This window comes from Citrobacter sp. wls826, from assembly GCF_005281245.1.
In the GTDB taxonomy this organism is placed as follows: Bacteria; Pseudomonadota; Gammaproteobacteria; order Enterobacterales; family Enterobacteriaceae; genus Citrobacter; species Citrobacter braakii.
In genome coordinates this window covers 143,943-165,178 of the sequence record NZ_SZWS01000053.1, presented here as the reverse complement: position 1 = coordinate 165,178, position 21,236 = coordinate 143,943, and the positions used below count along the sequence as shown (strand labels likewise).

18 protein-coding genes are annotated in these 21,236 nt (G+C 52.2%); 9 read left to right on the top strand and 9 right to left on the bottom strand.

Going from position 1 to position 21,236, the window contains the following annotated elements; all coding sequences use genetic code 11:
• Window positions 1-100, top strand: a 100-nt coding sequence (locus FDW87_RS22555; RefSeq protein ID WP_137380505.1) for a trehalase family glycosidase, incomplete at its 5' end; no start/stop codon positions are given.
• 27 nt (window positions 101-127) lie between these two features.
• Here FDW87_RS22555 and FDW87_RS13225 read toward each other — a convergent pair.
• On the bottom strand, window positions 128-1,717 hold the full coding sequence (locus tag FDW87_RS13225) for an STY4199 family HEPN domain-containing protein (protein WP_016154886.1): 1,590 nt from the start codon (window positions 1,715-1,717) through the stop codon (window positions 128-130).
• Window positions 1,718-1,884: 167 nt separating this feature from the next.
• Here FDW87_RS13225 and FDW87_RS13220 point away from each other — a divergent pair, with 167 nt between their 5' ends.
• Both FDW87_RS13220 and FDW87_RS13215 read left to right on the top strand, forming a co-directional pair.
• Window positions 1,885-2,439: a GNAT family N-acetyltransferase gene (locus FDW87_RS13220; protein WP_103283345.1), complete on the top strand. Its 555-nt coding sequence runs from the start codon at window positions 1,885-1,887 to the stop codon at window positions 2,437-2,439.
• Between the two features lie 71 nt (window positions 2,440-2,510).
• Window positions 2,511-2,861, top strand: a complete 351-nt coding sequence (locus FDW87_RS13215) for a glycoside hydrolase family protein (protein ID WP_103283344.1) — start codon at window positions 2,511-2,513, stop codon at window positions 2,859-2,861.
• Between the two features lie 18 nt (window positions 2,862-2,879).
• Here FDW87_RS13215 and FDW87_RS13210 read toward each other — a convergent pair whose 3' ends face one another.
• Complete coding sequence (locus FDW87_RS13210; RefSeq protein ID WP_103283343.1) at window positions 2,880-3,482, bottom strand: response regulator transcription factor; 603 nt, start codon at window positions 3,480-3,482, stop codon at window positions 2,880-2,882.
• Between the two features lie 547 nt (window positions 3,483-4,029).
• Window positions 4,030-4,788: an SDR family NAD(P)-dependent oxidoreductase gene (locus FDW87_RS13205; protein ID WP_016157705.1), complete on the bottom strand. Its 759-nt coding sequence runs from the start codon at window positions 4,786-4,788 to the stop codon at window positions 4,030-4,032.
• A gap of 119 nt (window positions 4,789-4,907) precedes the next feature.
• On the opposite strand from FDW87_RS13205, the gene FDW87_RS13200 reads away from it, so the two are divergent.
• From FDW87_RS13200 to FDW87_RS13190, 3 genes are all read left to right on the top strand, one after another.
• Window positions 4,908-5,807: a LysR family transcriptional regulator gene (locus FDW87_RS13200; protein ID WP_016157706.1), complete on the top strand. Its 900-nt coding sequence runs from the start codon at window positions 4,908-4,910 to the stop codon at window positions 5,805-5,807.
• A 47-nt stretch (window positions 5,808-5,854) separates the two neighbouring features.
• Complete coding sequence (gene yhjD / locus FDW87_RS13195; protein ID WP_016154892.1) at window positions 5,855-6,883, top strand: inner membrane protein YhjD; 1,029 nt, start codon at window positions 5,855-5,857, stop codon at window positions 6,881-6,883.
• A gap of 294 nt (window positions 6,884-7,177) precedes the next feature.
• A complete protein-coding gene (locus tag FDW87_RS13190; protein WP_003023312.1) occupies window positions 7,178-8,500 on the top strand; it encodes an MFS transporter in 1,323 nt (440 codons plus the stop codon).
• Between the two features lie 93 nt (window positions 8,501-8,593).
• Here FDW87_RS13190 and FDW87_RS13185 read toward each other — a convergent pair whose 3' ends face one another.
• Both FDW87_RS13185 and pdeH read right to left on the bottom strand, forming a co-directional pair.
• On the bottom strand, window positions 8,594-10,654 hold the full coding sequence (locus FDW87_RS13185) for an AsmA family protein (protein ID WP_137379827.1): 2,061 nt from the start codon (window positions 10,652-10,654) through the stop codon (window positions 8,594-8,596).
• A gap of 76 nt (window positions 10,655-10,730) precedes the next feature.
• A complete protein-coding gene (gene pdeH, locus FDW87_RS13180) occupies window positions 10,731-11,498 on the bottom strand; it encodes a cyclic-guanylate-specific phosphodiesterase (protein WP_016157708.1) in 768 nt (255 codons plus the stop codon).
• A gap of 230 nt (window positions 11,499-11,728) precedes the next feature.
• On the opposite strand from pdeH, the gene FDW87_RS13175 reads away from it, so the two are divergent.
• Window positions 11,729-12,658, top strand: a complete 930-nt coding sequence (locus FDW87_RS13175) for a sugar kinase (protein ID WP_016157709.1) — start codon at window positions 11,729-11,731, stop codon at window positions 12,656-12,658.
• 64 nt (window positions 12,659-12,722) lie between these two features.
• Here FDW87_RS13175 and FDW87_RS13170 read toward each other — a convergent pair whose 3' ends face one another.
• From FDW87_RS13170 to FDW87_RS13155, 4 genes are all read right to left on the bottom strand, one after another.
• A complete protein-coding gene (locus FDW87_RS13170) occupies window positions 12,723-14,216 on the bottom strand; it encodes a pitrilysin family protein (RefSeq protein ID WP_049042440.1) in 1,494 nt (497 codons plus the stop codon).
• 222 nt (window positions 14,217-14,438) lie between these two features.
• Window positions 14,439-15,725, bottom strand: a complete 1,287-nt coding sequence (dctA, locus tag FDW87_RS13165; RefSeq protein ID WP_003023301.1) for a C4-dicarboxylate transporter DctC — start codon at window positions 15,723-15,725, stop codon at window positions 14,439-14,441.
• A gap of 157 nt (window positions 15,726-15,882) precedes the next feature.
• Window positions 15,883-17,889 (bottom strand): biofilm formation regulator HmsP, encoded by a 2,007-nt coding sequence (gene hmsP / locus FDW87_RS13160; protein WP_032931922.1) that lies wholly within the window; start codon window positions 17,887-17,889, stop codon window positions 15,883-15,885.
• A 226-nt stretch (window positions 17,890-18,115) separates the two neighbouring features.
• Window positions 18,116-18,223: a type I toxin-antitoxin system toxin Ldr family protein gene (locus tag FDW87_RS13155; RefSeq protein ID WP_016154898.1), complete on the bottom strand. Its 108-nt coding sequence runs from the start codon at window positions 18,221-18,223 to the stop codon at window positions 18,116-18,118.
• 425 nt (window positions 18,224-18,648) lie between these two features.
• On the opposite strand from FDW87_RS13155, the gene megL reads away from it, so the two are divergent.
• The gene (gene megL / locus FDW87_RS13145) at window positions 18,649-19,845 is read left to right on the top strand and encodes a methionine gamma-lyase (RefSeq protein ID WP_137379826.1); all 1,197 of its coding nucleotides are present in this window, start codon (window positions 18,649-18,651) and stop codon (window positions 19,843-19,845) included.
• 117 nt (window positions 19,846-19,962) lie between these two features.
• The coding region (locus FDW87_RS13140) for an aromatic amino acid transport family protein (RefSeq protein WP_137379850.1) at window positions 19,963-21,236 on the top strand (1,274 nt) is incomplete at its 3' end.

Below are 21,236 nucleotides of genomic sequence, written 5' to 3'. Positions count from 1 at the left end.
GCCGCGCGAAGGCGGCGGCGGAGAATATCCGTTGCAGGACGGCTTTGGCTGGACCAATGGCGTGGTGCGCCGACTCATCGGTCTGTATGGCGAACCCTAGCAGCTGACGGTCTGAATTATCAGACGGTCAGTTAATCGCATCGTACAGTTCGGCGTGAATTTTCTGCCATTTCTTGTTCTCTGGGCTTGGCTGCGCGCGAACGCGTAGCTCGGCCTGTTCAAGGTCATACTGCTGACGCGCGACAACCGCCGGCACCGAACAAAAACTTTGCAGATAGCTTTTATGCAGCGATGTGAGTGACGCCCCATTCGCCATCGCATGGCTGACCGTGGTCATAAACTGCCGACATGGCTTACTCTCACTCATCTGCGAAGGGTAACGCAGCAGCAGCCTCAACACCTCGGTATTGCCTGCCGAGAATGCCTGCTCCGTCCACGCCAGCTTCCAGTCCATCCCGCCCTGTAGGAAAAGTGACGTCACACGGGTGTCGTTGCGCTCGATAGCCGCGCGCATGTTAAAGGCATCCCAGGTGATGCCCATTCGGGTCACCGACTCCCGCGCACCAGGGGCATCACGCCGTGGCTCCTCCTGCACGATTTCAACGGATAGCCCGGAAGACGCTTGTGGCGCTGGCGAAGTGAATAACCAGAACGCGCCCAGCGAAATCACCAGCACCATCACACCGACCGCTACCCACAACATGCCGGAAATCAGCTGTTCACGTTCTTCCGCCGTGCGCCTGGCCCGCTTCTCCGGCGGATCGATACTGTCTGCGATTTCCTGTTTATCGCCCCCTGCCTGCTCGTCTTTTTGCTTTGCGTTTTCCCAAAACTGGCGAACCGTCGCCTCATCGGACGCCAGATACGACGCAGGATTAATGCGCGTACGCCGTTCTTCAAATGCCCGCTGCACAGGGTGAGTAATCTGTCGGTACTGGCAATCCAGCAACAGCAGTTGTACTGAGGTTAGCGGCTGCTGCGCGATAACGCAGTTACGGGCCAGGCGGCAGTCATCCAGGAACATCCTCAGCGTGATACGTGGCTCAACAAACGACATGAGCACCGAGGTATCGTTAAAAATCTCGCTAAAATGCCGAACGAATAACTTCTTATCGACAACCATCAGCGCCAGTTCGCTAAACATCATGCCGTCCAGCGCATCCCGACTTTCCCCCAGCTTTAACCAGCGACGCAGACGTTCACCGCCAAAGTGCTGTTTCAGGAAGCTGTTGAGCGGATGTTGATCCGGCCATACCCGCGCAATCAGCGATTTGAGGGTTAATTCTATTGCGCGAAGCTGACGCTGCGCCCGCATCTGCGCATCCGGCTCTGCACGTTCAATCTCGGTTGGATACTTCAGGAGGGGCTGTTGCTGGCGCAACTGTTCCAGAGAAGCGACAAAGCGCAGCGCAGAAATCAGCTGGTTTTCACTGACGTCCTGGCCATTTTCATATTGCGGCACGCTCTGCTGAAGATGGCGTAGCCGCAACGTGAACTGACTCAATTGCGCGTCATTCATCTGCAACCGCCTGGCGACAACACCCCAACCTCCCAGATTCAATCGCGCCTGGTCAAGCTGCTCGAGAAACCAGCGTGGATCTTTACCCTCTGCGACGCGCACGCCAAGCATCAGTAAAATTTCTACCGAGGCCTGCCGGATTATCCCCAAACAATGTTCGAATGGTGTACATGTCGCCTGTAACGCGCTATTGGTCATTATCTTCCCTAAAAGGACCCAAAAAGTGCGGCCTCACAATGGTGTGTAGTTATCTTTTTTAAATGCAGCGCTGTGCCGCCATAGACTAAAACACATTCATATAGCAAATAAATATGTTTTACAGTGACTTCCGCACAATCATTGAAAATTATTCTGGAGATAAGCCTGTGCCTGTACTGAAAACCTCGCGTTTGATCTGCCGCCCGCTCACACATGACGACTGGGCGTTTTTCTTAACGTTACAGAAGAACGCAGATGTGATGCGCTTTGTCGCTGACTCGCGTACCGAAGAGGAGATACGGACAGTCTTTGACTCCCGCTTGCCTGAATGGTCTCCCGGCAGTCCACACTGGCTGTGCCTGGTCCTGTGCGATAAGGCATCGGGCGTACCGCTTGGGGTAACCGGATATATTCAGGATAAAAATGAATGTGCCGAGGTCGGCTTTCTGCTCACTCCCGAGGCGCAGGGCAAAGGTTATGGCGCTGAATCCCTGCATGCCGTTTGCGATTATGCGTTTACCGCCGGAGGACTACGCCGACTGATGGCCTGCGTCACCGCAGGAAACGATGCCTCACGGCGTCTACTGGAAAAGGTCGGGTTCATTCTCGAAGGCACGCTGCGAGAAAGCTACTGGCTACATCAAACCTGGCATGATGACTGGATTTTCGGCCTGTTAAAACAGGAATATCAGCCGCCCGCGCCATCAGGCGTTTTGCTGTAAAAAATGGCTGGATGGCGGCTGGCGTAACGGGGTGTGTTTCTTAAAATAGGTCTTTTTGTACAGAGATTATTATGCAGCTGCATTCGACGCATTTCACGCCCGCCTGTATCGCATTTATTAAGCAATGGCAGGGCCTGTCGCTGGAAAAGTATCAGGACAAAAAGGGGATCTGGGTCATTGGCTACGGGCACGAAATCACCGCAGATGAATCCTTTGATGCCCCAATTATGCTGATGCAGGCCGAAACATTGCTGCTCGCGGATATAAATATCTGCGAGGCATTCATCCATAAGGAAATGCCGCAAATACAAGATCGGTTTCAACAGGAAGCGTTAATTGCATGGATGCTCAGCGTGGGGATTAGCCGGTTTTGCACTGCTGAATTCTGGCCGGGGGCTATTTCACAGCCAGAAACAGTCTGACTGTGAAATATTTTCCCATTATAGGGTGTCGTTTAGCATCATTGCCGCCTGCGTACGGTTTTTTACCTCCAGGCGCTGATACAGCGATTCAAGATGGGCTTTTACCGTTCCAGTGCTGATATTTAATAATCGACCAATTTGTTTATTAGATTCTCCGGCGGCCAGCATCGTCAGAATCTCCCGCTGACGCGCGCTGAGCAATCTGATATTTTGCCCGCCACATTCGGTCGCTGTGATGCAATCTCTGGGGATAAACATCATACCTATCGCGACGCTATTGAGTGCCAGCGTGAAGGTTTCCGCATCAGAATCGCGCGGAATAATGGCCTGCACGTTTAATTGCGTGACTTCCTGTAGCCATTTTTTACGGCAGTCCGTTGCGGTTATCAGCACTTTTACCTTCGCAAAGCGCTCTGCTATCTGTTGCAGCAAGCTACGGCAGAACTCAGCGTCAAAATCTCCATCCAGCATTACCAGTGCATCAGGATTGTCTTCCAGCGTCCGCCAAAGATCATCTGCCTGACTGACACCCTGAACATTCACTCCTGGAATACGCTCTTGCAAAATTACATTCATTCCATGAATAAATATTGACTGCCTGTCAAACATTATTAACTGCATTATTTATCTCCGTCTGAATAAGATATTAGCCTTAACACGCGGAAGGGTATTATCCGAGGGGCAAAATATGAAGTCACCATTTGGCGGAGGCCATTTTACCGATAGACGGAGAAGAAAGAAGCAGACGTTATAAATAGTTACAGCTGAAACCAAAGAATCACACAAAGGATCAAAATCGGGATCAAATATTCAGAAAATCCTTAATATTTGATGTTCAAAACTGGATTGCTAATATTAATAATCCAAAGTTTATATTCTTAGCTAAAAATAAGGAACTCACGATAACAGACAAATATGTTACAAAACAAAATATCGCATTAAATGATCATACGGACATGAGAATGGGAAGGTGATCATGGTTTCTGATGCAACAAATCCACTCCCGAAGAAGAATGAACTCTTCAGAACGTTTATCCCCGATCTCTTTCAGCACCGCGATCGCGGTATCAGATTCCAAATAATACCGGCAAACGCCATCAGCTATATTTTGACCTCTGATGGCGCGCCAGTTTTCGATTGCTCAAAAGGCTAAGTAAGAGGCAGTCAATTACAGGAACATCCCGCCAGAGACTTCGATACGCTGTGCCGTCATCCAGGCCAGCTCATCGCTGAGCAACGCAGCAATGGCGTCGCCAATATCGTCCGGTAACCCAACACGCCCCAGCGCCGTCTGCGATGCAATATAGGCATTCAATTGCGCATTATCCCGTACGTTTCCGCCGCTAAAATCCGTCTCGATTGCCCCAGGCGCAATAATATTCGCCGTAATGCCGCGCTCTCCCAGCTCCTTCGCCTGGTAACGGGTTAACACCTCCATCGCCCCTTTCATGGCAGCGTAAGCGCTGTAACCCGGTAGCGCAAAGCGCGACAATCCGGTCGAGACATTAAGAATGCGTCCGCCGTTGTTGATCAACGCCAGCAAGTTCTGTGTCAGGAAAAAAGGTCCTTTAAAATGGATGTCCAAAAGCTGGTCAAATTGCGCTTCAGTGAACGCCGGATAAGGCGCGTTAATGCCAACTCCGGCATTGTTCAATAAATAATCAAAGGTGTCGCTTTGCCAGTGCGTTTGTAGGGTTTCCTGCACCTGTTTGACAAACTGAGGGAAAGTGGAAATATTTCCGACGTTCAACGGTAATGCTGCAGCTTTACCGCCAGATTGGCGAATTTCATCCACAACCTGCTGCGCTTCTTTTTCATTGCTGTTCCACGTCAGGATGACACCAATGCCTTTACTCGCCAGCTTTAGCGCCGCGTTTTTACCGAGTCCACGGCCGCCGCCGGTCACCAATGCGATACGTTGCGTCATAAGAAACCTCATTTCAGGTGTTGTGAAGATTGAGACAAAGCTTATTAGGTGGTAGAAAAACAATAAATACCGCTAACTGCGCATTACTGTTTCATTTAGAACAACAATAGGGCATGAGAATGGATAAAATTCACGCAATGCAGTTGTTCATCCGCGTCGCAGAACTGGAGAGCTTTTCGCGCGCGGCAGACACCCTCGGACTTCCTAAAGGTAGCGTATCGCGTCAAATCCAGGCCCTGGAAAATCACCTGGGCACACAGTTGTTGCACCGCACAACCCGCCGCGTTCAGCTCACGCAAGACGGCATGATCTATTACGAACGAGCGAAAGATTTGTTGAGCAATCTCGATGAACTGGATGGGCTATTCCATCACGACCCGGCCAGCATCAGCGGCAAGCTGCGCGTCGATATGCCGGTTGGTGTGGCGAGAAATCTGGTGATGCCCCGCTTACCGGCCTTCTTGCATCAGTATCCGGGGCTTGAGCTCGAACTTAGCAGCAGCGACCGCCTGGTAGACTTGATCCGCGAAGGCTTCGACTGTGTGGTACGCGTGGGAACGCTGAAAGATTCAGGGCTGATTGCGCGCCCGCTAGGAAAACTCACGCAGATTAACTGCGCCAGCCCGCAATACCTCGCCCGATTTGGTTATCCGGAAAGCCTGGAGGATTTAGCCTCGCATGCGGTGGTGCACTACTCAGTCAATTTGGGAACACGTGCGCAAGGCTTTGAAGTGGCGACAGACAACGGTGCTAAATGGGTTAAAACCGGCGGCATGCTGACGGTGAACAGTACCGAAACGTATCATGCGGCATGTCTTGCCGGTCTGGGCATTATTCAGGTACCGCGCGTGGGCGTGCGTGATGCCCTGCGCGCCGGTACGCTGATTGAAGTATTGCCGCAATATCGCGCCGAACCATTACCGGTTTCATTGCTCTATCCGCATCGCCGTAACCTCTCCCGCCGCGTACATCTGTTTATGGAATGGCTGACCGGCGTGATGAAAGACTATGTGGACTGACAAGCTATACTGTCCTGAGAATGAACAGAACAAGGATTACTGCCCTGATGACGCAGGAAAAAGAGATTAAACGCCCCATTCAGGAACTTGAGCACGCACCAATCCCAAAAATTGAGACCCTGGAGCGTAAGAATACAGAAACCAACGGTAAGACCAACCAGGCGCTGAAAACCGCCCTGACCTTCGCCGATAAAATTCAACGCCAGCCCATGATTGCCCATCTGATTCGCGCCGCGGAGAGATTTAACGATCGTATGGGAAATCAGTTTGGCGCCGCCATTACCTACTTCTCGTTTCTGTCGATGATCCCTATCCTGATGGTGTCGTTTGCCGCCGCGGGTTTTATTCTCGCTTCGCACCCTACGCTGTTGCAGGATATCTTCAGCAAAATCCTGCTCAACGTCAGCGATCCGACACTCGCCTCCACGCTGAAAAACACCATCAATACCGCCGTTCAGCAACGAACCACCGTCGGTCTGGTGGGTCTTGCCATCGCGCTCTATTCCGGAATTAACTGGATGGGAAACTTGCGCGAAGCTATTCGTGCCCAGTCGCGGGATGTCTGGGAGCGGACCCCACAGGATCAGGAAAAAATTTGGGTCAAATATCTGCGTGATTTTGTCTCATTGATTGGCTTACTGATTGCGCTGATTGTTACGCTGTCCATTACCTCCATCGCCGGTTCCGCCCAGCAGATGATTATCTCTGCGCTGTATCTCGACGGCATCGAATGGCTGAAGCCCGCCTGGCGGCTGATCGGCCTGACCATCTCTATTTTCGCCAACTACTTGCTATTCTTCTGGATTTTCTGGCGGCTACCGCGTCACCGACCGCGCAAAAAAGCGCTCATTCGCGGCACGTTTATCGCGGCACTGGGGTTTGAAGTCATCAAAATGATCATGACGTACACGCTGCCATCACTGGTGCAATCGCCGTCAGGCGCGGCGTTTGGTTCCGTACTTGGCTTGATGGCGTTCTTCTACTTCTTCGCCCGTCTGACTCTGTTTTGCGCGGCCTGGATTGCCACAGCAGAATACAAAGACGACCCGCGAATGCCGGGGAAAACCCACCGCTAATCTTTGTTAACTGCCGGATAACGCTGCGCTTATCCGGCCAACCCAATGCTTACGTCGAAATTCTGCGCATTATCAGAATTAAAATCCAGCCCGTAACTTTTGTTTAACCCAAAACCAGTTTTATCATCCAAGTTTTAAATTATGTGAAGCATTTCATGGAAGTGAAATCTCCAGCCTAAAAATTATCCCCTTTTCGCTCTGTTTTTGACCAATCGCAAGGTTTGTTACAGATTGAAATGTCTCTTTTGCTGTGCGTAATATGGCCTTTCGTTCGACCAAAAATAAGAAAATATTATGCAAGCAACAGCCACAACGCTCGACAACGAACAGGAACACACCCCGGTCAACTCGCGCAATAAAGTCGTCGTCGCCTCACTCATTGGCACTGCCATTGAGTTCTTCGACTTCTATATCTACGCCACCGCCGCGGTGATCGTGTTCCCCCATATCTTCTTCCCGCAGGGGGATCCGACCGCGGCAACGCTGCAGTCCCTTGCCACCTTTGCTATCGCCTTTGTGGCACGGCCTATCGGTTCTGCTGTGTTCGGGCATTTTGGCGATCGCGTAGGGCGTAAAGTCACGCTGGTTGCCTCACTGCTCACTATGGGGATCTCGACGGTTGTCATTGGCCTGCTGCCGGGCTATGAAACTATCGGTATTTTCGCCCCGCTGCTGCTGGCGCTGGCGCGTTTTGGTCAGGGTTTAGGACTGGGCGGTGAATGGGGCGGCGCGGCGTTACTGGCGACGGAAAACGCACCGCCGCGTAAACGCGCGCTGTACGGATCATTCCCGCAGTTGGGCGCACCTATCGGCTTCTTCTTCGCCAACGGCACTTTCCTGCTGCTCTCCTGGCTGCTGACCGACGAGCAGTTTATGAGCTGGGGCTGGCGCGTACCGTTCATCTTCTCTGCGGTGCTGGTGATTATCGGTCTGTACGTTCGCGTTTCGCTGCATGAATCCCCGGTCTTTGCCAAAGTGGCTGCGGCGAAAAAACAGGTGAAAATCCCGCTGGGTACCCTGCTGACAAAACATGTCCGCGTGACGATCCTCGGCACGTTCATCATGCTGGCGACCTATACGCTGTTCTATATCATGACCGTCTATTCCATGACGTTCAGCACCGCCGCGGCGCCTGTAGGGCTTGGCCTACCGCGTAATGAAGTGTTGTGGATGCTGATGATGGCGGTTATTGGCTTTGGCGTCATGGTGCCGGTGGCGGGCCTGCTGGCCGATGCGTTTGGTCGTCGCAAGAGCATGCTCATCATCACCACGCTTATTATTCTGTTTGCGCTGTTTGCCTTTAAACCGCTGCTCGGCTCTGGCAATCCGGTGCTGGTGTTCGCCTTCCTGTTGCTTGGTTTGAGCCTGATGGGTTTGACATTTGGTCCGATGGGCGCGCTACTGCCGGAGCTGTTCCCGACCGAAGTGCGCTACACGGGGGCGTCGTTCTCGTACAACGTTTCGTCGATTCTTGGTGCTTCCGTTGCCCCTTACATTGCCGCATGGCTGCAGGCGAATTACGGCCTGGCGGCGGTCGGTACGTATCTGGCATCAATGGCGGCGTTAACGCTGATTGCGCTGCTGTTAACCCACGAAACCCGCCATCAATCATTGTGATTCTTTGGTTGTAAGCACCGTCTGCGGCCTACGTTGAGCATGAAATGTAGGCCGCAGAAGCGAAGCGTTAGCGCCATCCGACAACGGCAAAAATCACTTCTTCATTTGCGACAAAATGGTCCGGCATTGATTAGCGTCTCCTTCAGAAGGTGAAATCAGCGCCAGCAAGGCCGCCGCGGGCGTCACTAACGTTGCCAGCGCGGCAGCAACCGCACCGCGCGCAATCAGCGGCCCGGCCTTCACACCGGCCTGCGGATTCTTAAAGGTGCCGCGAACATACAGCGGCGAACGCAGGGTAATAATACGAATGCCTTTGCTCTCCGGATCGATGGTTAAATCCAGTTGCTCCGACGCAAAACTCGCCGTACCAGTGACATTAATGACCGCGTTTTCCGTGTCGAAGGCAAAAATCTGCGGGCGGGCTACGCCGTTAACAATATCCAGATTCGCCGCCGCGCAGTTCACCCGCACCTCGTCATCACCAAATATCTGTCCAACAAGATAGTTGCCCAGATTCAAGCCAACAATTTCCATCAGATTCCGGCTGATCAAACCGTCGTTCATCAGCAGCTTCAGGTTGCCATTGCTGTTACCAAGCAGCGCCGCTACCGAGTTTCCGCTCCCGCTAAACCTGGCGTCACCGTTCATTTCACCGAGCGTTTTCTGCATCAGCTCCACATCCGGCATCAGCGCTTTTAGCTTCAGGCGGCGAGCCTGGATGTCCGCCTGCCCCCGCATCGGCTTTTTATCCCCTTCCAGATGGATGCTGGAGACAATGCTGCCTCCCGCGAGGCCAAATTTCAGCGGCTGCAGGCGCAGGTCGGCATTTTTCAGGATGATATGGGTGGAGAGATCGCTGATCGGCAGGCTACTGCCGTGCTCAATACGCCGTCCTTTGAAACGTACGTCAGCGTCCATCACGTTCCATTTGTCGGTTTCAAAACGGTCATACGGCAAGACCTTGTCCGCGGGCTGGACGCTCTTCTCTCCTTTGCGCTGTTCAGATTGTTTGGCCCGCTCCGCCCCTTTGCCTGAATCCACACCGATCAGCGGCCCCAAATCAGCCAGCCTCAGTTGGCGTGACTCAACATCCCCTTTCAGCATTGGGCGCGGCTTACCGGTGGTATAGGCCAGCGTTCCGTGAATATCGCTGTCGCCAATTCGGCCATTAAAATCGCGGTAATCAAAAACAGAGGATTTTTCCGGGTCAATTTTCGCGACCAGATGTCCGTCGGTTTCAAACGGCGGCGTATCCGGGAGCAGCACGCCGGTCAAATCGTACAAATCCCCTAGCGAATCTCCCGAGAATTTAAGCCGCAGATCCGCCCCGCCCATATTCATCGGATCGTTTATCGTACCCATAAACGCCACACGCGTATTACCCGAACGGAAATCAGCCTGAATCGGGAAAGGAGTTCCTTCACCCCGCAGCGCCAGCATTCCGCCTATTTTCCCGCTACCGCTTAGCGGTTCCCCGTTATATCGGCCTTGCGCTTTCAGGCCAAACACGTAGTCCTCAATGTAGGCGTTGCTCTCTTTACTTTTTGCGCCAGTCACTTCGCTAAAGGGCAACGGCTTACCCAGCGGATCGACCAGGATTTCAATCTCTGACTTCGTCACCTTATCGTTAATGGCGATGCGCCCTTGGTCGAACAGAATGTTATCCAGCCGGAAAGACCAGGCTGATGGCGGCGCATTGGGATCGCGGTTTTCATCCCCTGCCAGGTTAAAGGTCCAGTTATTGTTTTCCTCCGACAGGCGGATAAGCCGTGCATCGGGTTTTACCAGCTTGATCCACGGGAGCCAGACGGTTTTTGTCAGCAATGCCAGTGGGGCGAGCGTTGCTTCAACGCGCGGGAGATGCACCATGGTGACGTCAGGAATGTCCGGCGGGTTGCCGAGGATGATATCCTCAGCATGAACATGCGGCCACGGAACCCAGCTACGCCAGCCGGTTTCCTGTTTTTGGCGTTCCCAAACCACGCCCAGGTCACCCCGTATGGCGAAGGGACGGTTGAGTTCTGTAGAGACTTTCTGGTTGATGGTCGGTTTGAGCCGGTTCCAGTCAAATGTCGCAATCACGATGATGAGTACGACGATCAACAACAAGAAAACCCCTATTACTGAAGTGGTTATTTTGCCTGTTCTCGTCATGTTTAACCTCCTTACTTTCTTCCTTGCCTGTCCTAAAGATAGTCCAGCAGAGGAAAGGAGGCGCTCTACATCCTTATCAAAGCGACAGAATTACGTCTTCAAGGGTATCCAGAGGCACTGGACGAGAGAGAAAATAGCCTTGCGCAGCGAAAGCCGGTGAGTTTTGCACATCACGCCACTCTTCCAGCGTTTCAACGCCTTCGACAATCACACCGCGGCAATAGCGGTTCATCAGCTGTAACAGCAGCGTAAAGAGATTGCGGCCCTCCGGCGTCTGGCGCAGCATGACAAACAGATCCCGCGCCACTTTGATATAGTCGTAACTCACTTCGCTCAGAGCCGAGAAGTTTGCCATTCCGGTACCAAAATCATCCAGCCAGAGCGGGCCAAACTCGCACATTGAGGCGAACGACGAACCTTTCGGCAAGCGGATATGCTCCACCAGTTCAAAGCGCAGCCACGGCAGACATTCGATGATTTTCAGGATTTCGGGATCCTGGCGCATTGCAATCAGCGTTGGCCCGTCGACATTCACGGATGCCAGCAGATCGTGGGCTTTGAAAAACGCCCCTTTTTGTTCAAGCTGTACGAGCTGCTCTTTCACCACATCTACACGATGTCGTACGGCCACTTCGGCGAAATAGCGGTCCGGCGCGATACGTTGGGAGGGGTTTTCAGGATGGCTCACGACGGTCAGCAGCTCAACGGCCATCAGCCGTCCGTTGGTCTGATAAATCGGCTGGTAGGTGTAAGCACGCTCGCACTGCAGCCAATAGCGTCTCTCCTGCAAGTTTTCAATACTCGCATCGAGCGTAATTAGCTGCTGGGTAACCTGCTTTATCATCTGAGATGTCCTGTAAATAAGAGTGTGACTGACCGGACTCGTCAAAGGTTATCGGCGCTCAGGCGAAGAACTTTACGTTCAGCCCTACGCAAAATAGAAACTAAGCGGCAAAAAACGACGCAGAACACGTGCTGGCTCAAAAAAATAATGGAACGATGTTTTAATATAGTTGACCACTTAACACCCACAGCGCACACTAACGCTAATTTTTTTCAGAGCAGGTTACGACTATGTCCAGAAAGATTGCCGTGATTGGCGAATGCATGATTGAGCTGTCACAGAAAGGCGCTGACGTTCAGCGCGGATTCGGTGGCGACACGTTGAATACATCCGTTTATATCGCCCGTCAGGTCGATGCTGCGGCACTTTCCGTACACTATGTGACTGCACTGGGTACCGACAGTTTTAGCCAACAAATGCTGGAATCCTGGCAGAGCGAAAATGTGGATACCTCATTAACCCAACGCATGGAAAACCGCCTGCCGGGCCTCTATTACATTGAAACCGATAGCACCGGCGAGCGCACCTTCTATTACTGGCGTAATGAAGCCGCCGCAAAATTCTGGCTTGAGAGCGAACAGTCCGCCGCTATTTGCGAAGAACTGGCGACATTTGACTATCTGTATCTGAGCGGAATCAGCCTGGCTATTTTAAGCCCGGCAAGTCGTGACAAGCTGCTGTCGCTGCTGCAAGAATGCCGTGCCAATGGTGGAAAGGTCATTTTTGACAATAACTACCGCCCACGTCTGTGGAGCAGTAAAGAAGAGACCCAGCAGGTGTATCAGCAGATGCTGGAATGCACCGATATCGCGTTCCTGACGCTGGATGATGAAGACGCGCTGTGGGGTGAAAAACCGGTTGCCGAGGTGATTGCCCGTACTCACGCGGCTGGCGTACAGGAAGTGGTTGTGAAACGCGGTGCAGATTCTTGCCTGGTTTCCATCGCAGGCGAAGAACTCATCGACGTTCCGGCCGTAAAACTGCCGAAAGAGAAGGTTATCGATACGACCGCTGCGGGAGACTCCTTCAGCGCCGGGTATCTGGCGGTACGTCTGACCGGTGGCGATGCCGCTGATGCCGCAAAACGCGGCCACCTGACGGCAAGCACCGTTATTCAGCATCGCGGGGCGATTATTCCTCGCGACGCCATGCCGCAATAATCTGACGTTCTAGCAAGCCGGATTAGACGTTAACGTCGCGTCCGGCCTGCAGGTCACGATTCCCTTATTGCACCGTCGGGATGTCCGTCACTTCAGGATGTGATTCATCCGTTTCTACCGACGTTGCCGCGGCGGTAACCGGCGCCATAATGCTATCCCACGTCGCCTGCAGATCCTTCATATTGAATTCAGGTTCACCCTTCGGCTGCAACAGAATTAACGCCATATCTTGCGACAGTTGCTGACGCAGGTCCTGATTCAGCATCTCAACACTCAGGTTGTTCAGGAAGCTCTGACGTAAACGCTGATACTGTTCAGGCGCAATATCTACGACCTGGTTTTGCAGCGAGCGCAAACGCTGGCTGATCAAAATATCGGTATCGGTGCGACCATAGGTGGCAAACAGCTTCTGCAGTTCCAGATTCTTTTGCGCCACCAGCGCATTAAACTCTTCTTCCGGCAGCCCCTTATCGCGCACTTTGGCCAGCTCACGCGCAACCGTGCTGAGGTTCGCGTTCAGCTTACCGTTCGGTGATTCAACGTTAATGGCACATTGCGCGCGCAGGAACAACACCCGACAGTCAAAGCCAAGGCCAATGTCTTTGGCATTGTTTTTGGTGAGCTCCTGCTGAATGTGCCAGAACAACGCTTCACGGGCTAAATCAGCGCGCCAGTAACGTAACAGCGCGGCAGATTCACGGATCGGCTGCCACGGCGTATCCCACATAATAGACAGGCGATCCTGACGTACCGCATCGGTCATTATGCTTACGGCCTCTGCACGCAGCGGAGAGAGCGTGGGTACCGGCGCAGGCGTTTCGCGTTTACCTTTTAATTCGCCGAAGGTTTTATTGATTTGATCAGCCACGCTGCGCGCATCTACGTTACCGACGATAATCAGCGTCATCGCATCCGGGGTATACCATTTCTGGTAGAAGGACTGGATTTTCGTCGCATCAACAGGCGTTTTCAGCGGATCGGCAGGATCGTGACCCAGTAGCGTCGATCCCTTCAGACGATAGCGCCACCATCCCTCTTTAGTATCTGACGGCCAGGTTGCAACCATATCTTCGCTACTCAGCGCATGATTGACCGATTCAGGGGTGATGCTCAGATTACCGGAAATATTCGCCAGATAAGAAAGTGACTCTTTCAGCAGATCGTTGCGGCTGTTAGGCAGACTGAGGTTATACAGCGTGGAATCATAGGAAACGATAACGGGCGGCATGGGACGACTGGGATCGAACCCCTGCTGCCACAGAGAACGGGCTTGCGTAGCATCGAGGCCACCGCTTTGCGTCAGCGCGATACGCGGGATCGCATGGCTGAAACCACTCTGTTGTGTACTTTCGGTGAGTGAACCGGTATTGACCAGCAGGCGAACCTCAATACGGTCGCTGGGGCGCTGGGGAGTGGCTAAAACTTGCCACTGTAACCCATTTGCCAGCGTGCCCTGTTGCCACGCCGGGTCAGGCTGGAGCGCATCTGCCTGCACATAGCCGGCAGTGGCCATCATCAGCAAGCCGCCCGCTAAAAGTCGAATTTTTGTGCCCTGCATGTGAACCCCTGATCAACTATCCTGGAAATAAAAAGACAGCCCGCGAGAGGACTCTCTGAATATGACGTTAAAAACACTTCGTGTTAGACCGCAAGAACATAAAAATGTCACGGAGGAAGTGAAAAAATCCCGACGCCGCCGAATCGGCGGTTTCAGACACAGGGGTTAATTATGCGCAAACGCCCGCAGTCCTGGAAGGGACTACGGGCATAAGTGGAGAGATTAAGAGGATATTTCGTGCGTTTTGCCATCCGGCGCACGATTATTCAGCACATCATCCAGCTTTTTATGGTCCAGTTCTTTCACCCATTTCGCTACTACAACAGTTGCCACACCGTTACCGACCAGGTTAGTCAGCGCACGGGCTTCAGACATAAAGCGGTCAATACCGAGAATCAGCGCCAGACCAGCAACCGGCAAATGGCCCACAGCGGAGATAGTCGCGGCCAGAACAATGAAGCCACTCCCGGTCACACCCGCAGCACCTTTTGAAGAGAGCAGGAGCACCACCAGCAGGGTTATCTGATGGAAGATATCCATATGGCTGTTGGTGGCCTGAGCGATAAACACCGCTGCCATCGTCAGATAGATTGATGTCCCATCGAGGTTAAACGAGTAGCCCGTGGGTATAACCAACCCGACAACCGACTTGCGACAGCCCAGTTTTTCCATCTTATCGAGCATACGCGGCAGCGCGGACTCAGAAGAAGAGGTGCCCAGAACGATCAGCAGTTCTTCACGGATATAGCGGATGAATTTGAAAATGCTGAAGCCGGTTGCGCGCGCAATCGAGCCCAACACCACAACCACAAACAGAATACAGGTGATGTAGAAACAGATGATCAACTGACCCAACTGCACCAGCGTCCCGACGCCATATTTACCGATGGTAAAGGCCATGGCACCGAAAGCACCGATCGGCGCCAGGCGCATGATCATGTTGATGATGCCAAAAATAACCTGCGAGAAGCTTTCAATCACGTTGAAAATCATCTGGCCTTTGCTACCTAAACGATGCAGCGCAAAACCAAACATAACCGCAAACAGCAATACCTGCAGGATGTTGCCACTGGCGAACGCGCCAATGACGCTACCCGGGATAATATCCATCAGGAAGCCTACGATCCCCTGGTCTTTTGCCTGTTCGGCGTAAATCGCAACCGCTTTGGCATCCAGCGTCGCCGGATCGACGTTCATACCGGCACCGGGTTGCACCACGTTGACGATGATAAGGCCGATGATCAGCGCAATCGTACTGACAATTTCAAAATAAAGCAGTGCAACCGCACCGGTGCGGCCTACGGCTTTCATACTTTCCATGCCTGCAATGCCGGTGACGACAGTACAGAAGATGACAGGTGCGATGACCATTTTGATGAGCTTCACGAAAGCATCACCAAGTGGCTTCATTTGGGCGCCTAATTCAGGGTAGTAATGGCCAAGGAGGATACCTATGGCAATTGCTGTCAGGACCTGAAAGTAAAGGCTTTTGAATATAGAGGTTTTCATAGGGTGTCCTTAAAGTAAAAACCACAGGTCTTGTAAGGTTTTGTTTAACCTGCGGCCTTAAAGTAACACCCACACAACATGACAGAAATGCGCCTGGATCATAATTGATACAGAAATGTTAAAAATTTTGAGCTGGCTCGCACAAGCGAGACCTTTTTTAACTTTTGTAATCAGCGTTTTTCGGCGTCAGATAACGTTCTTCGAAGATATTCGCCGGAACCGGCCGGGCAAACAGGAACCCTTGTGCCACTTCTACCCCCGCTTGTGATAACCATTCGCGTTGCGCTTCGGTTTCGACGCCCTCAGCGATCATCTGCAAATTGAGGCTATGTGCCAACTGAATGATGGCGGAGATCATGCTGCAATCTTCAGGGACGCCATCGACAAACATCTTATCGATTTTGAGTACATCCACCGGGAGCGACTTCATGTGCTGCAGTTGTCGCAGACCCGCATACCCCATACCAAAATCGTCCAGCGCGATACGCACGCCCGCGTTGCGCAGCGGGCGTAAAATAGCCACAGCGGCATTAGGATCATCAATGTGCCGGCTTTCGGTCACTTCCAGAATCAACGTCCCAGGCTTGATGCGATAGCGGTTTAGCAATTCCAGCAGATCCGACACCATACTCGGATGCATCAGCTGTAGCGCAGACAGGTTCACCGAGAGCGGCAGCATCAGGCCGCGTTCCTGCCAGGCTGACAGCTGGCGGCATGTCTCCTCCAGCACCCAGTAACCGACCGTCACCATCAGGCCACAGGACTCAATCCTGTCGATTAACCCTTCTGGCAGCTCCCAGCTTCCGTCTGGCTGCTGCATTCGCAATAATGCTTCTGCGCTCAATACCTTACCGCTGGACATCTCCACCTGCGGCTGCATCCAGAGCGCAAACTGATGGTTATCCAGCGCGGTAAGAATATCGTTCTCTTCCGTCAAACGCTGTTGCGCCTCTTCCATCTGCAACGGGTCAAAGAACTGAATCCGGTTTTTACCCTTGTGACGCGACGTTAACACGGCTGAGAGTGCGCGGTGGTAAAGCTGTTCTGCGGTCAAATCGCCATTAAACATCGCCACCCCAATGTTACAGGTTGGACGGAGTTGAATGCCCTGAATCGGTAATCGCTCGTTAACGATAGTGAGCACTTGCTGACCTAGCGTAATAGCGTGCCAGGGTTCTTTCACACCATGTGCGATGATGGCAAAGTCATAGCCGCTCACCTGGGTAAGCACCATTCTGGGGGCCAATACTGACTTCAGCTTTTCAACCAGCGTAAGCAGCAGGATTTCCCGCTGGGTCTCGGATAACACACCCGCGGTATCACGCAGGGTTTCGCAGGTGACAATCATCAACGCCGTTGTCTGCTGGCGGTTCACAACCTGCTCCAGCAGCGCCATCAGAAACGACTTGTTGGGCAGCTCAGAAACCGGGAACCGCATTGAATGGTCGCTTTGCTCTTCACTGCGGCGCTGAATCAGTTGCTGATTGAGGTTGTAGCTACGCACCAGCAGGCCAATCTCGTCGTCCTGATGCAGACGCGGCAATGCCAGCTGATAGCCAATCAGATCCTGCTGGGGAATGTCGTTCAGCTCACGCGCTATTTTACGTAATGGATGCAAAATCAATCTGTTAATACACCATGAGATGGCTACCGTGAGTATTAACGAGAGAAGTAAGTAAATGGTCACTAACGTTGAGAGCGTACTCATCACGAACTTGTACATACGGTACGAATCCGCCTGTAGCACCAGATACGCCAGCGGTTGCGGATTCGCTGAACGCTCAAGAGAATAGACCGGCAGCGAAATTTGTACCGGAAGTTCAAACAGGCGAGTCACCGTAACCGGAACCGGGCGTTCAGGAATAAAGCTCATCCGCAGCGCCTGAAACTGATTGGGAAGCACCACATCGGCGCGGCTGACCACGCCTGCTGGTCGAATACTTCTTAAAATAGCTTCTGCTTCGGGAATATCCCCTTTCAGGATCGTGCCCGACAGAGGCTCACGGACGGAGCGAGCGATACTTTCCAGTTGCGTAGCCGTGTTGTAGCGATTCTGCTGGACCAGATGGAACAACAAAACGGTGCAAAAAATAAACACAAACACCATGACAACGGCCGCAACCATTGCCATCTGCTTAATTGTTAACGAGCGACTGACACGCAAACTGACTCTCCACGGATAGACGAAACTGCCGTCAGAGTATACCCGATCGTAGCGGTATTAAGAGAGGCGGTATCTGAAAACTTCCCAGCATGCATTATCCCGACAGGATAGGCACCTGGCGACGAGATTTATCTGCATTTAAGCCGAAAAAGGCCGCAAGGTTACCCCCTGCGGCCTGGTTCGGGCGCATGTTGCCATCACGGCAGACAGACGCCCGCAAGGTGCATTACTTCCTGTTACGCAGCCAGCTCACAATCAGGCTGGCAATAATGCCAGCGATGATCGGAGCCGCTAAATCGTGCCAGAAGGCCACGCCTAACTGTGCGAGCGTCATATAGCCGCCTGTGTTGCAATGGCAACTGTTCACGGCTATTCTTGAGTTGTTCAGGTTCAAGTTAGCCCCCGTTTTGTTGCCAGGTTTATACCGAACAACGTGCGGGGGTTTTCTCTTTCCAGCAACCGATGCCGCCGGGGATCAAGCCCCCGCAACATTGCGCCTCACCGGGAATTCCCGGCTTGCCGCTGATTCTACGGTAGCCTACTTGCCATATCACTGCGCAATATACGGCTCTGCGTAGCGCCTCGCACTTCACCTGTTTTCTCACCATTGCGCTGGAAAGATTCTTGCCAGTTGGCAACATTCCTGCCACTCTTCAATACAGAAAAAGACATATCTCATTGATATCTATACCTTCATTTTCTGGCACAGCGATTGCTATTTGACTGTGAGCTGTTCTGTTCCGAATCAAAGGAGATATCATGTCTGACTGTCGTACTTACGGATTCAACACCCAGATCGTTCACGCGGGGCAACAACCCGACCCTTCTACTGGCGCGCTCAGTACGCCTATTTTCCAGACTTCAACGTTTGTTTTTGACAGCGCCGAACAAGGTGCCGCCCGCTTTGCGCTCGAGGAGTCCGGGTACATTTACACCCGTTTGGGTAACCCCACCACCGATGCGCTGGAGAAAAAGCTGGCGGTACTGGAAAGAGGTGAAGCCGGGCTGGCAACCGCATCCGGTATTTCTGCCATCACCACCACGCTGCTGACGTTGTGCCAGCAGGGCGACCATATCGTTTCCGCCAGCGCGATTTACGGCTGCACCCACGCGTTTTTGTCGTACAGCATGCCGAAGTTTGGGATTAACGTCAGCTTCGTCGATGCGGCAAAGCCTGAAGAAATCCGCGCCGCCATGCGCCCGGAAACCAAAGTAGTGTATATCGAAACACCCGCTAACCCGACGCTGTCGCTGGTCGACATTGAAACGGTAGCCGGTATCGCCCATCAACAAGGCGCATTGCTGGTGGTGGATAACACCTTTATGTCACCGTACTGCCAGCAGCCTTTACAGCTAGGCGCGGATATTGTGGTGCACAGCGTCACTAAATATATCAACGGTCACGGAGACGTGATTGGCGGGATCATTGTTGGTAAGCAGGAGTTTATTGACCAGGCGCGGTTTGTTGGTCTGAAAGATATCACCGGCGGCTGCATGAGTCCTTTCAACGCGTGGTTGACGCTACGCGGCGTTAAAACACTGGGTATACGTATGGAACGCCACTGTGAAAACGCATTGAAAATCGCCCGCTTCCTCGAGGGGCATCCATCCATTACCCGCGTTTATTATCCTGGCTTGTCTTCACACCCGCAGTATGAGCTGGGCCAGCGACAGATGAGCCTGCCAGGAGGAATTATCAGCTTCGAAATCGCTGGCGGCCTCGAGGCTGGCAGACGGATGATCAATTCTGTAGAATTGTGCCTCCTCGCGGTCAGTCTCGGTGATACCGAAACCCTCATTCAGCACCCAGCGTCTATGACACATTCGCCCGTTGCGCCAGAGGAACGGCTTAAAGCAGGTATTACCGACGGGCTTATCCGTCTTTCTGTGGGTCTTGAAGATCCAGAAGATATTATTAACGACCTTGAACACGCCATCAGAAAGGCAACATTCTGACCATTATGACCTGAACCGACGCCGATCGGTTCAGGTTGTTGAGAATCAAGGCACAACAGTCTGGTAATACGCGCAATCCTGTTTCGGGGAGAGCGCGTATTTTGGGCAGGGGGTTCTATGCAGGACGACACATTACAACTAAGCAACAATACAGCAACCACCGTACCATTCTCAAAGAAAATACCGTTTACGAAATACGACTTTGGCTGGGTATTACTGTGTATCGGTATGGCAATTGGTGCTGGAACGGTACTGATGCCGGTACAAATAGGCTTAACAGGCATTTGGGTATTTATCGTCGCCTTTATTATTGCCTATCCAGCAACCTATATTGTGCAGGATATTTATTTAAAAACATTATCAGAAAGTGAAACTTGTAATGACTATACCGATATTATCAGTCATTACCTGGGAAAAAACTGGGGTGTATTTCTTGGCGTCATCTATTTTTTGATGATTATTCACGGCATATTTATCTATTCCTTATCCGTGGTTTTTGACAGTGCCTCATATATCAAAACCTTCGGCTTAACCGATGCCGATCTTTCACAATCGATAATCTATAAAGTGGCCATTTTTGCCGTGCTGGTGGCCATTGCTTCTGGGGGAGAAAAGCTGCTGTTTAAAATCTCCGGCCCGATGGTGGTAGTCAAAGTGGGGATCATCATCGTGTTTGGTTTTGCGATGGTTCCGCACTGGAACTTCTCTAATATCAGCGCATTCCCTGAAGCATCGGTCTTCTTTCGCGACGTGCTGCTGACCATCCCGTTCTGCTTCTTCTCGGCGGTGTTTATTCAGGTGTTGAACCCAATGAACATCGCCTACCGCAAGCGGGTAGCGGACCGGGTTCTGGCCACCCGCATGGCAATACGCACACATCGCATCAGTTACATTACGCTGATTGCGGTCATTCTGTTTTTCTCATTCTCTTTTACCTTTTCTATTAGTCATGAAGAGGCCGTTTCGGCCTTCGAACAAAATATTTCCGCACTGGCGCTGGCAGCGCAAGTCATTCCTGGGCAAATTATTCATATCACCTCAACCGTGCTAAATATCTTCGCCGTATTAACCGCATTCTTTGGTATTTATCTGGGGTTCCACGAGGCGATTAAGGGTATTATTCTTAATGTTCTGAGCCGTATTATTGATGTGGAAAAAATTAATCCCCTGGTGCTTACGCTGGGTATTTGCACCTTTATTGTTATCACCCTGGTGATCTGGGTGTCATTTCGTGTATCGGTACTGGTGTTCTTCCAGTTGGGTAGCCCACTTTACGGGATTGTGTCCTGTATTATTCCGTTTTTCCTGATCTATAAAGTAACGCAACTGGAAAAACTACGCGGGCTGAAAACCTGGCTAATCCTGTTGTACGGGATCCTGCTGTGCCTGTC